General features: G+C 43.5%; 9 protein-coding genes. 5 read left to right on the top strand and 4 right to left on the bottom strand.

Features of this window, described 5'->3' with window-relative positions:
- Positions 1–104: 104 nt before the first annotated feature.
- Both ACJA3J_RS02915 and ACJA3J_RS02910 read right to left on the bottom strand, forming a co-directional pair.
- Positions 105–1049: a nuclease-related domain-containing protein gene (locus ACJA3J_RS02915; RefSeq protein ID WP_406945464.1), complete on the bottom strand. Its 945-nt coding sequence runs from the start codon at positions 1047–1049 to the stop codon at positions 105–107.
- A 99-nt stretch (positions 1050–1148) separates the two neighbouring features.
- Complete coding sequence (locus ACJA3J_RS02910) at positions 1149–2315, bottom strand: iron-containing alcohol dehydrogenase (RefSeq protein WP_406945463.1); 1167 nt, start codon at positions 2313–2315, stop codon at positions 1149–1151.
- A 265-nt stretch (positions 2316–2580) separates the two neighbouring features.
- Here ACJA3J_RS02910 and ACJA3J_RS02905 point away from each other — a divergent pair, with 265 nt between their 5' ends.
- From ACJA3J_RS02905 to ACJA3J_RS02895, 3 genes are all read left to right on the top strand, one after another.
- Complete coding sequence (locus ACJA3J_RS02905; protein ID WP_089651616.1) at positions 2581–3408, top strand: alpha/beta fold hydrolase; 828 nt, start codon at positions 2581–2583, stop codon at positions 3406–3408.
- Between the two features lie 159 nt (positions 3409–3567).
- Positions 3568–4983 (top strand): hypothetical protein, encoded by a 1416-nt coding sequence (locus tag ACJA3J_RS02900; RefSeq protein WP_406945462.1) that lies wholly within the window; start codon positions 3568–3570, stop codon positions 4981–4983.
- A 304-nt stretch (positions 4984–5287) separates the two neighbouring features.
- On the top strand, positions 5288–5734 hold the full coding sequence (locus tag ACJA3J_RS02895; RefSeq protein ID WP_406945461.1) for a staygreen family protein: 447 nt from the start codon (positions 5288–5290) through the stop codon (positions 5732–5734).
- A 125-nt stretch (positions 5735–5859) separates the two neighbouring features.
- Here ACJA3J_RS02895 and rlmD read toward each other — a convergent pair whose 3' ends face one another.
- Both rlmD and ACJA3J_RS02885 read right to left on the bottom strand, forming a co-directional pair.
- A complete protein-coding gene (rlmD, locus tag ACJA3J_RS02890) occupies positions 5860–7320 on the bottom strand; it encodes a 23S rRNA (uracil(1939)-C(5))-methyltransferase RlmD (protein ID WP_406945460.1) in 1461 nt (486 codons plus the stop codon).
- A 109-nt stretch (positions 7321–7429) separates the two neighbouring features.
- Positions 7430–8617, bottom strand: coding sequence for an MFS transporter (locus ACJA3J_RS02885; RefSeq protein WP_406945459.1), 1188 nt, complete (start codon positions 8615–8617; stop codon positions 7430–7432).
- A 515-nt stretch (positions 8618–9132) separates the two neighbouring features.
- Here ACJA3J_RS02885 and ACJA3J_RS02880 point away from each other — a divergent pair.
- Complete coding sequence (locus tag ACJA3J_RS02880; RefSeq protein WP_115894521.1) at positions 9133–9951, top strand: pyruvate, water dikinase regulatory protein; 819 nt, start codon at positions 9133–9135, stop codon at positions 9949–9951.
- Complete coding sequence (gene ppdK / locus ACJA3J_RS02875) at positions 9951–12626, top strand: pyruvate, phosphate dikinase (protein WP_406945458.1); 2676 nt, start codon at positions 9951–9953, stop codon at positions 12624–12626. Before ACJA3J_RS02880 ends, ppdK begins: the two co-directional genes overlap by 1 nt.
- The last annotated feature ends 106 nt before the right edge of the window (positions 12627–12732 follow it).

The following is a 12732-nucleotide window of genomic DNA, read 5'->3' as shown; positions in this document are numbered from 1 at the left end:
CTCTTCCTTTGGCGCGACTCGCCACTCCTTTGGCGCGACTCGCTCTCCCTTTGGTGCGACTTGCTCTCTCTTTGGCGCCACGGAGGCTTTAATTAAAAAATTTTTCACTCCAATAGGAATCTCGCTTTTTTAGTAGAACCTCTTCTCTCCTTACAATAAGCGCTTAATAGTCGATAAACCACATGTCTTGAACTGATCCTTAAAAAGTCTCGAGCTTCTTTATTACTAATGATTTTCGCTACCAGCACAGCATATTCTCTCAATGCTTGTTCATGGGCATAGAGAGATATATGAAAACAAACAGGACATGCCCATTTCATTTTTGTTCTTTTCATCGAATACTTTCCACACGCCGGGCATCTGACTCCTTTTTGCAGATCAGAATAATTCAAATTGTACCGACTCATGTAGTCAGGGATATACTCCTTGTGGGCATCAACCAGAGCTTGTCCGATCCGGGAGAGTTCTTCCTTTCCAAACAGCCTCTTTGGATAAAAACCTTTTTTCTTTTCGATGGTATCAATCAAACTAGTGGCCCGTATGACTTTTTCATAGATACTAGAGTCTGAGGAGTCAAATTCCAACGTGCACCGTCGGTTTGTGAAGACGACCAGGAAGTCGATGGGCATACGGATTCCCAGGTGGTTATACAACCACTCGTCTAATAAATACTTTTGCCGTTCGGCCTGCTCTACAGGATCCTGGAATCCTTCCGTGTCACGACGCATCTCTCTTTTTTCGCGATGGATAGAAATCTGACCGATCATATTTTTAGCTTCAAGGATCAGGATGAATGAAGGGAATAAGATAACCGTGTCGATTTGGAAAAAGTGGTGCCCATCATTCAGGCGCAGGTTGTGAAGAATATAATGAGGGTCTTTCAAATAATCGAGGTGATAATCAAGGGATTGTTCGCCGCTCCAACCAGCTTGTTTTGCGGAGAGGATTTCCTCTAATTGAGGTATTTTCGTGTGGTGAGGTTTAATTCGATGAAGCAGCATTTCCAGATGAGCAATATCAGGTGGGATGATGCGGGGTTTGATGATCATAAGTCCGCTCCTTTCCATTCTATTAAAATGGATGCCCATATATTTGTCCAGAAAAAAGAGATCAATCCAATGGTGGATTGATCTCTATAAATCTTCTAATTAAAAATCAACTTCCTGGCCGTAGTAAGCGGCGACAAATAGTTTTTTCATTTCTTCCTCAGACGTTTCACGTGGATTTGTTCCAGTACATGGATCTTCTACCGCATTTTCTGCCATCTTATCAACGTGCTCATTAAAGAGCTCTTCGGATACCCCGAATTCCTGCAGTGTATTCGGTACTTCCATTTCACGATTTAACTCACGGACCCACTCAATGAGAGCGTCTACGAGTTCTTGATCATTTTGACCTTCTAAACCAATTCTTTTCGCCAATGCAGCAAAGCGCTCTTCTACTACACTACGGTTGAATTGGATGACATACGGAAGATAAATCGCATTGGCACAACCGTGCGGTACTCCGAATGTCGGACCACTCTTATGCGCTAAGCTGTGTACGTTACCTAATACAGCATTAGAGAAGGCCATACCAGCCATTGCCTGGGCATAGTGGACTTTTTCACGGCTATCCTTATCTCCTTTGTATGAAGAAAGAAGGTTTTCCCTCAGGATCTTAGCCGCTTCTTTGGCAAGAGCATCTGTAAATGTTGTTCGTGGTTTAGCTACATAGGCTTCAATGCTGTGGGTTACAGCATCCATTCCGCTGTAAGCTGTCACACGTTTCGGCATGGATTCAACCATAACAGGGTCGATGATGGCTAAATCCGGCGTTAGTTCAAAGCTTGCCAGTGGATATTTTACACCTGTTTCTGAGTCGGTAATTACAGAAAGGTTGGAGATCTCCGATGCTGTACCACTTGTTGTTGGAATACCGATGAATTTCGCTTTAGTACGAAGTTCAGGCAGCTCAAATGGTTTGGTCGCATCTTCGAAACTAAGATTCGGATGTTCATAGAACAACCAGAAGGCTTTGGCAGCATCCATCGGGGAACCGCCGCCGATCCCAATAATCCAATCCGGTTCAAAGTCCTTCACCGTCTCCAGATGTTCTTGCACAAGGTCTGTGGAAGGTTCTTCTTTGATCCCTTCAATAAGCTTTGTCTCTATATTCGCTTCTGACAGGTTATTCTCAATCGTTTCAAGGTTGCCATTTTCTTTGACAGAACCTCCACCGATCACCAGCAAGGCTTTTTTTCCTTCTAAAGATTTCAATATATCAAGAGCATTTTCACTGAAATAAATATCGCGTGGTATTGTAAAACGGTTCATGTAATCTCCTCCTATATATTCGGGCTACATTGGGGGATATTGCCGCTCTACTCTTTCATCAAACAATTTGGTAGGCTCAGCAACTACATTTAGTCATTTATACCTGCAAATCTAGTATGAAAGTATGGAGGGGTGACTTCTTAAAACATTATAAAAATGCCACTTTCCAAACCTCCTGCAGAAGAAATAGATCCTCAATTCTTTGAATAAGATTAAAAGAGGGTTTTAAATCTTATTCGAGGAAGAGGAACTCAGGAGGTAGGTCATGAAATTGAAAGAAGCTTATATTGAAGTAGAACCAGGTATTGAATTATTCGTTCAAGAAGCTGGATCGGGAGAACCTTTAGTGTTTATCCCAGGCTTTACATTCACGACGGAAGTCTTCTCTGAACAAATCCGTTACTTTTCAAAAACTCACCGAACGATTGTCATTGATCCTAGAAGTCACGGGCGATCAACCCTGACGGTGCACGGAAATGATTACGTCACGCACGGGGGAGATTTACAAAAAGTGCTCCATGCTTTAAAGGTTAAGAATGCAACACTTGTCGGCTGGTCATTCGGGTGCCTGACCGCCTGGGAGTATATTCGTCAGTTTGGCACGGAAGGAATCAAATCACTGGTTTTCATTGACATGCCGCCGAAATCCCTCTCTTTGAAGCAGGATACAGATTGGGTGGAAGGGCCGCTGGATGATTTAGCTGCCGCCTATACAAACTACCTTAGGCATCCAAAGGGACAGAGGGAATTTATTACAGCCTATGCATCCGGAGTGATGGTCCAGCGAAAATTAACGGAGAAAGAATTGTCGTGGGTTGTCGAGCAATCCCTTCGCACGCCATACTATATAGCGGCCAACTTATTTTCTTCAGGACTCTTCGCTGATTACCGGGAAGAAGCCTCAAAAAGCAGTGAAACTACACCGACATTGTATGTGGTCGCTGAACATTGGGCTCAAACAGCGATTCCCTATTTAGAAAAACTTGCTCCGAAAGCGTCTGTGAAAGCTCTTGGAGGTCACCTTATGTTCTGGGAACATGGGGAGAAATTTAATAAGATCGTGGAAGGATTTTTAAAAGGATCTCTGGATTGATATAAAAAAAGCAAAAGGAATCGTGAAGCGACCACGATTCCTTTTGCTTTTTTAACTTCTCACCTTCCACATCAGTAATCCGGGCACAAAACGAGCGATTGAATTTCGCTTATGGTACGATATGTAAGGTACATTTCAATAAAGAACGGAGCATTTACAATGGTACAAATCGCAAAGCGAGGGTATACCTTTTTTATCAGTCTATATGTCCTCATGCATTTTATCGTATATTTCATAGGTGGAGAAATGCTCTCCACCACTCTTTCCTTATTCGGTTTAGCGGCCTTTGTACTCGGATACTTCTTCTTGCCGGTGAAACAGGCAGCGATCTCCCTTCTGCTGTTGATTATTGCCCTGATTGTTCACATCTCGGCTGGCACTTCACTCGTAGAAGGTACTGTATCTGGGTTCACAGTGATGAGTGGACTGATTGCGCTCTTATTGATTGTTCCTACAATCAGTTGGGTTCTGGAAGAAAAGCCCTATATCGAATCAGTCATCAATTTCGCTCAGAATCTGCTTAATACTAGCCGGAAATTCTATTTTGGAATGATGGTAATCACCCAAATCATTTCTTACTTCTTACTATTCGGATCAATCCCTATGGTCTATAGCATGATCAACGACTTCTTAAGCAATCAAAAAGGAGAGGCGTGGGAGAATTATAAAGGAACGGCCCTCTTGCGTGCTTTCTCTTTAACGACGATGTGGGTCGTCAGCATCCCAAGCTTTATTTTTGCCGTCGATGCGCTTGGTGCATCATTAGGCTTATCGATTTTACAAGGATTTTTTATTTCATTCGCAGGTATCTTATTATCTGTCCTGTTCTCCTATTATCAGGAACGTCATTATGGCGTAGACCTTACGGCAGGAATCCAGGAACAGCTTGAGAAGATCACCGAACAAAAGAAACAGGATACAAAAGGGAACCAGGATGCACTCGAATTCGGCATACTTTTTGTAACGTTATTCGGTTCCATTTTTCTTTTCAACGCATTTTGGGACGTTCAGCTTCTGCTCATTATCCCGATCGTAATCGTGGCCTGGGTCATCCTTTACTTCATCATTCGTAAGAGAAGCAGCGCAATTACGGAGAATGGGAAGACCTATGTAGCGAAAAGTATCCCTAATAAAGCCCAGCAGTTCTCGATTCTACTGGCAGCTGGATTTTTAATCAATGCGGTGAACCAGTCAGGATATGGTGAGTATATAATAGACGGTCTCTTTTACATTACAGACGCCGTACCATTCTTGAACTTCTTATGGGTACTCCCATTTGTGGTGATCATTTTAGGGTTCATAGGACTCGGCCCCTTAACGGTCATCGTACTCGTTTCAGGAATTTTGCAAGGGGTCGAACTTCCCTATCCACCTGAGATCGTTGTACTAGGAATTACTTCAGGAAGCGTGATTTCGATCATGTTATCTCCACTGATTTTACCATCGATCATCTTGAGTTCTGTGAACAAGTTGAGCATCATTAAGAACGGACTGATGTTCAATTATAAATATGCCATTGCCTTTTATGTCATGGTCCAAATCTATCTCCAGCTGTTTGTTCTGTTTTTCTTATAACATAAAAAAATCAAAACCTACGAAAAAGTTGAGCATCCTATTATGGCTCAACTTTTCCTTTTTTCCAGGCTACCTTACTGAAACATAAAAAGAACGTTCACTTCCATAAAAAAGAAATGGCAGATGGGTTCTTCGCATATGATTTAAAACGGTCGTTTGGGTTCATATGCGCTTTGAACTCTACACTCAAGAGGGAAATCATGAACATGAATAAAGGTTAGTAAACGGAATTCATGACAGCACAATTAATAAGGATTGCACCCGTTTACCGGACATATGAATGTCTTTTATAAGGAGGTTTCCTTTGAAAAGGCTTAATCCAGATAAACTTTTCGTTGAGTTCAGGCATGGTGTTACAAAAACCGCTCCCCTGTTAGGACGCAGGTACACATTGACCCACTCAGACATCACAGCAGAGCTTTTTCTTACGCTGGGATTGTCGTATGCCTATGACAAGATTACCTCAATGAGAGATGAAGTACTTGCTGAATGGAGGATAGAAAACGGCTGCCCCTACCTCTTTGTCTATGTTTATGTGGATGGACAATATGGGTCTAACCAATCCGCTCTTCGCAATACTATTTTCAGGCGGGAACTCCCCTTAGCCCTTGAAGCCATCAGGTATGGAGACCGATATTATTTTGGATTTTATCCTGAATTGGATCATGCTCCCATTTTCATTCGTTTTGATTCCACAGATCCCCGTTACAATCGATATGAGTACTGGGGTACCCCAAAGGATTACCGGTAGATTCGATATAGGTCCTCTGCCCAAGTCATGCGAATATAGAAAAAGGTTCATCCACTGCTCTGGATGAACCTTTTTCTAGTTAAGTTGATTGTGATACGTGCCACAACCTTGTATTTAAGTAGTGACTACCTTTTCAACACTAACTTCGCCACGGATTCCACATGATACGTCTGTGGAAACATATCCACCGGCTGGATCCCTTCAACCTCATAACCGTTCTTGACCAAGTACTTCATGTCCCGCGCCTGCGTTTCAGGGTTACAGGAAACATACACGACACGCTTCGGCTTAAGTTTCACCACACTTGATAAAAACGCTTCGTCGCTCCCACTTCTCGGTGGATCCATAATCACGACATCCGCTTTCTCCCCGCGTGCAGCCATATCGACCATGAATTCGCCAGCGTCGCCTTGATAGAACCGTGCATTGGTCACGCCATTGCGCTTGGAATTACGGATGGCATCCCGTACGGCGTCCTTATTCACCTCTACGCCGATGACTTTCCCAGCTTTGCGGCTGGCCACGAGCCCGATCGTGCCAATCCCGCAGTACGCATCGATCACAGTCTCGTTTCCACTGAGCTCGGCCATTTCAATCGCTTTTCCGTACAACTTTTCTGTCTGGACCGGATTGATTTGATAGAATGACTTTGCCGAAATCTCAAATTCAAGCCCGCACAACGTGTCGGTAATGGTTCCTTTCCCGAACAATACTTTTTCCTGTTCGCCGAGAACAACACTCGTATCCCGTTTATTCACATTCAATAGCATGGTCGTAATATCTGGATGAGCTTTCCTCAGGGCCTTCACAAAATTGTTTTTCCCTTTGAACTCAGAGGAGGCTGCGACCAGCACGACCATGATCTCTCCACTGACTTTGCCGACTTTGATTAACACATGCCGTAAAAAGCCGCGTCCCGTGTCTTCGTCATACGGCTGCATTTTTGAGTTCTTGAGATAGTCCTTGATGGTATCGATGATTTCATCTGCCTTAGGGTCATGGATAAGACAACGATCCATCGGGATGATTTCGTGCGTATGCTGCGCATACAACCCGCCAATGACCTGACGCTTGTGATTCAAACCGAATGTATTATGGTTCTTATTCCGGTAATCATACGGATGGTCCATCGTGAAAATAGGATCCGGTTTTCCGAATGGCTTCATCAAGTGATCAATCGTTTCCTGCTTGAAAAGCGCTTGCGCATCGTTGCTCATATGCTGAAGCTGACAACCCCCGCACTCGTAATAATACGGGCAAGGTGGATCGACGCGTTCTTCTGCTGAAATGACCACATTCTTCAACTCTGCGTCCAAAAACCGTCCCTTTTGAATGATGTTTACCTCAGCCTTTTCCCCAGGCAACAGAAGAGGGACTTCCAATCGCTTGCCCTTCCACTCGGCAATTCCTTTTCCTTCATCCGTCAGACCTGAGCACGTGACCTCTGCGGTTATGGGTTTTTGTCCACGTGCAGGCTTACCTTTGGATGGTGCATGGGGAGAGGATTTCTGTTTCCCATATGGCTTCCCAGTCCTGTTTGGTTTCTTCTTCGTTTTTTTATATCCTTGATTCTTTCGTTTACTCATAGGCACTTCCTGTCTTTGCTTGTTTGCCCCTCATTATAAACTACCGGAAGCCGGCGGTAAAACACAGGGAAGAAAAAAGAGCTCCCTTTTGATCGGGAAGCTCTTTGCATTAATTCTTTCTAAGTTTTTGCACGATAAGGAAGCTGGCCGCTCCCGTGAAAAAAATAAGCAGCAGACCCGCAAAACCGTTGGTAAAACCGGTACGCTCAATCGCAAACCCGAACAACGGAAAGCTGATCATAATGATGAAGCTTTCCATTAAACCAATTAAGGAAAAGAAGGTAGACCTGACATTACTTTTTAATAAGTTTTGCACAAATGAACTGAAGATCGGTTCGAATAGACTCAACAGCTGCGCAAGGAATAGGAATGATAGTAGAATGGCCCAGTCCATGGCAAAGATGAATAGGATGAAAAATAAAAGGAACAGCCCTAAACCGTAATGTAAGATATTGAAGAACTCAAACCTCTTTTCGACCTTGTAGGCAATTTTCGCCATGACGACTCCCAAGAGCCCTTCTACTGTAAATAAAGCACCTACAACGACAGAGGAGTAACCTAACTGGATGAAGTACTCCTGGCCGTAAAACACGATAATCACCATGACTGCACTCGCCAAAATAAACAGCACCACAGGCCGGTGAATGACCGGGTTTTCCCTCCATACAACCACACCTAATTTAAATTGGTGGACCCACTGGTTATACCATCGACCGCCGATGTCCTCCGTCTTTTCACGTTCCGGCTCCTTCAATAAAAACAAAGGAATAAGGGCGAGAATATGGGTGAAAATCGTTGTTCCATACACCCATCCCCAGCTGATATCCGCCATAAAACCGCCGAGGAATTTGGCAAGGCTCAATGATAATAGAGCAAGAGCCGTCATGCTTCCGATCACTTTCGTATAGTCTTTCTCACGGTTTTCATTTTTCAACGTGTCATAAGCAAACGCCTGCTCAGCACCGGAATGGAAAGTGACCATCATCCCCATGGATAAAAAGGCGAGTGTGAATATGGAAAAAGTACCGCTGATCATCATAAAGAGTCCATAAAGAATACTGAACACATTCCCGATGACTAAACTCACTTTCCGGCCATACAAATCAGCAATCATCCCTGTAGGAACCTCAAAGAGCACAATTGCCAGGTGAAGAAAAGCTTCCAACAAACCAATTTGACCGAACGTCATCCCTCTGTCGCCAAGGTAGATGACCCACAAGGCCCGGTCAAAAAACAACTGGGCAAAAAAGATATAGAAATACAGCATATAGATATTGCGTTTTGTTTTAAACATCATCATTCGTCCTCTCTTATACATAAAAAAAGCCACACGTGATCATCCCGTGTGGCAGCTTCCGCTATTTAAAGGAAATCATACGTACGTTCACACTATGGAATTCAGCTAAAAAAGGACACACTTGTCCCTAGGACAGCTGAATTTCCAATAATAGACATCATAAAAAGCAGGTGTTTGTCCTCATTTTTGATGTCTAAGGTGAAAGTAGGCATGATTTTCCCTCCTTTATGTACAAGATTAATTTCCATTATATTACGCTTTAGAACTTTAGACAACTTGCTCTATTACACCGCCAAGCCACCAAGTCTTTTAACAATGACAATAAACGATCTTTTTGTTGTATCTATCCGCAAACAATGATACTATACTATTCAGTAATAGTATGTCACATTTATTCATTATCACAATATTAGTGTGACATATTAATCGGGAAAGTATGAAAAAGTAGTGAGCTGTACATACACACCAGCGATTTCATTTACTTCCTGTATGACTAATAGTGAGGGAGTTGGATTGTGACTAATCAAGAAATGGTTTATATCGTGTCAGATTCAGTCGGGGAAACAGCTGAATTAATGGTAAAAGCTGTGGCGAGTCAATTTTTTGGTCAGGATGTTGAGATCCAGCACTTTTCCTATGTGGAAGACAAGCAGGATATTAATAATGTCATCACTTTGGCGAAGTATCGTCCATCCATCATTGCCTACACCATCGTCCTGCCTGAGTTAAAGGAATACATGGACCACAGAGCTGAAGAAGAACAAATCATTGCTGTGGATTTAATGTATCCTTTGATGAATGCCTTCACTCAAAAGTTCAATAGGCAGCCTAACCGCGAACCTGGACAGATGAGAAAGTTGGATGAGAACTATTTCAAACGAGTGGAAGCCATTGAGTTTGCTGTGAAATATGATGACGGTCAGGAAGTTAGAGGATTGAAACAGGCAGACATTGTTCTCATCGGCGTGTCGAGAACCTCAAAGACTCCTCTTTCTATGTATCTAGCGAATAAACAATTCAAGGTAGCCAACGTACCTCTCATCCCGGAGGTCCCGCCTCCTGAAGAACTTTTTAAAATACCTAGGAAGAAATGCATTGGATTAGTCATCTCACCGGAAAAATTAAATGACATTCGTAAAGAACGATTAAAAAGGCTGGGACTAACAAATTCAGCCAGTTATGCCTCATTGAATAGGATCTTTGAAGAATTGACGTGTGCAGAAGACACTATGAAGAAGATTGGATGTCCAGTGATCGATGTCTCCAATAAGGCGATTGAAGAGACAGCCGACATCATTCTGGCCATGTTTAATAAAAGGGGGAGCTTTGCCTAATGGAAAACAATTTTGTATTCATGTTTGATCAATCTGAAAGTGGTATGAAGGAACTTCTGGGTGGAAAAGGTGCGAACTTAGCGGAAATGACAAGGATCGGTTTACCAGTACCTTATGGTTTTACGATTACGACAGCAGCATGTAACGCCTATTATGATGCAGAAAGAGTCATCTCATCAGAAGTCGAATCCCAAGTATTACAATCCCTTCAAGTCCTTGAAGAGAAAACAGACAAAAAATTAGGGGATCCAACCAATCCACTTCTCGTTTCTGTACGCTCAGGTGCCGTACATTCCATGCCAGGTATGATGGATACCGTTTTGAACCTTGGAATGAATGATGAAACGGTTAAAGGAATGGCGGAACTTACGAATAACGCTCGCTTTGCCTATGATTCCTATCGCCGGTTCATTCAAATGTTCGGAAATGTTGTCCTGGATATAGAAAACTACTTTTTTGAACAACAGTTGGAAGAAATCCGCGAAGAAAAAGGATACCAATCCGATACAGAACTCACAGCCGAAGATTGGAAAGAAGTGATTGAAGCGTTTAAATCGATTGTGCTCAAAAATACGAAGCGGAGCTTTCCTCAGGATCCAAAAGAACAGCTTTTCCTTACGATCCAAGCCGTGTTTGACTCATGGAATAACAAACGGGCCATCCTGTATCGCCGCCTTCATCAAATTCCGGGTCACCTTGGTACAGCTGTCAACATTCAGAGCATGGTTTTCGGAAATATGGGAGAGGATTCCGGCACGGGGGTTGCTTTCACACGCAACCCCTCCACCGGTGAGTCTAAGCTTTATGGAGAATATCTGATTAATGCCCAGGGAGAAGATGTCGTGGCAGGAATTCGTACGCCTCAGCCGATTGCGACGCTCAAGGATGAAATGCCGGATGTCTATCAACAATTGGTGAATACCTGCCAGTTATTAGAAGACCATTACAAAGATATGCAGGACATTGAATTTACAGTAGAACGCGGAAAGCTGTTCATTCTCCAAACGCGGACAGGGAAACGAACCGCCCAGGCAGCCATCCGGATCGCTGTTGAAATGGTAAAAGAAAAAATTATGGATCAACGCGAAGCCCTTTTACGTGTCGATCCCGATCAGCTCAATCAACTGCTCCACCACCGCATCGACCCTGAATACAAGAGAGAAAAATTAGCCGCAGGTTTACCCGCTTCTCCTGGGGCAGCCACAGGCCAAGTCGTTTTTGATGCTGATGAAGCCGATAAGCTTTCAAAGGATGGAAAAAAGGTCATCCTTGTTCGTCCTGAAACGACTCCTGATGACATCCATGGAATCGTCGCTGCTCAAGCTACGGTTACGAGCCGAGGCGGAATGACAAGCCATGCCGCCGTGGTAGCTAGAGGGATGGGGAAAGCATGCATATGCGGTTGTGACTCTCTTAAAATTCATTTAGACTCCAAACAGTTTGCCGTAGGGGATACGACTGTGAACCAGGGAGAGATCATTACGATTGACGGCTCGACAGGAGAAATCTTCCTCGGTGAAATTCCAATGATTGAACCGGAACTTTCCGATGAATTCCAATTGCTGCTTCGCTGGGCAGATGAAGAAAGAAAGATCGGAGTACGAGCGAATGCTGATAATCCAACAGATGCTGCGAAAGCCTTGGAATTTGGAGCCGGCGGCATTGGACTTTGCCGTACCGAGCATATGTTTATGGATGCCTCTCGCATTCCTACGGTTCAAAGCATGATTTTATCTGAAACAACAACGGAACGGAAGGAGTCACTCGATCAACTCCTACCCATGCAGCAACAAGATTTCGAACAAATTTTTGAAACGATGCAGGGACACCCCATCACCATACGATTACTAGATCCACCGCTTCATGAATTTATGCCGGACAAAGAAGAACTGCTCGTTGATGTGACAAAACTGCAAATCACTAGTCCTGACTCAAACGAGTTGCAGGAAAAACAAACCCTTTTACGAAAAGTACGATTATTAGAAGAATCGAACCCGATGTTAGGCCTTCGTGGCTGCCGCTTAGGTATGATCCATCCTGAAATTTACGAAATGCAAATCTTGGCCATTTTCCAGGCGATGTCTAACGTCATGAAAAAAGGAATCACAGTTAAACCTGAAATCATGATACCTCTGGTCAGTCATGTGAATGAACTGAAAGAAATGCGAGAGTTGGTCATCCGGATCAGCCAACACGTTCAGACGGAAACAGGCCTAGCATTCAATTACCTTATTGGTACCATGATTGAAACGCCGCGCGCGGCACTCACCGCCAATCAGATTGCTGAAGAAGCAGACTTTTTCTCTTTCGGAACCAATGATTTAACTCAAACGACGTATGGATTTAGTCGAGACGATGCAGAAGGGAAGTTTCTCCAGCATTATGTAGATAGCGATGTACTAAAAAGAAATCCATTTGTTTCATTAGATCAGGATGGTGTCGGGAAACTTGTGGAAAATGGTGTGAAACTGGGCAAAGCAATAAATCCCGCACTGAAAACAGGGATTTGTGGAGAACATGGAGGAGAAAAAGAATCCATCCAATTCTGCTTTGACTTAGGGTTGGAATATGTAAGCTGCTCCCCTTTCCGCGTGCCATCCGCCAGGCTTGCAGCCGCGCAGTCAACCATTCGCAGTGAACGGAAGAAGTCCCGAAAAGAACCACAGTACAGTTAATTGAGCGATGCTCCTTCTGTACAAAAAGCGTTCCATCCAAACAACGGATGGAACGTTTTTTTTCAAGAATGTTCCTTATGAAAGCCCATCAAGATTATTAAAAACA

Source organism: Halobacillus sp. SY10, assembly GCF_045401165.1.
GTDB classification, from domain to species: Bacteria; Bacillota; Bacilli; order Bacillales; family Halobacillaceae; genus Halobacillus; species Halobacillus aidingensis.
This window is presented reverse-complemented; position numbering and strand designations above follow the sequence as displayed.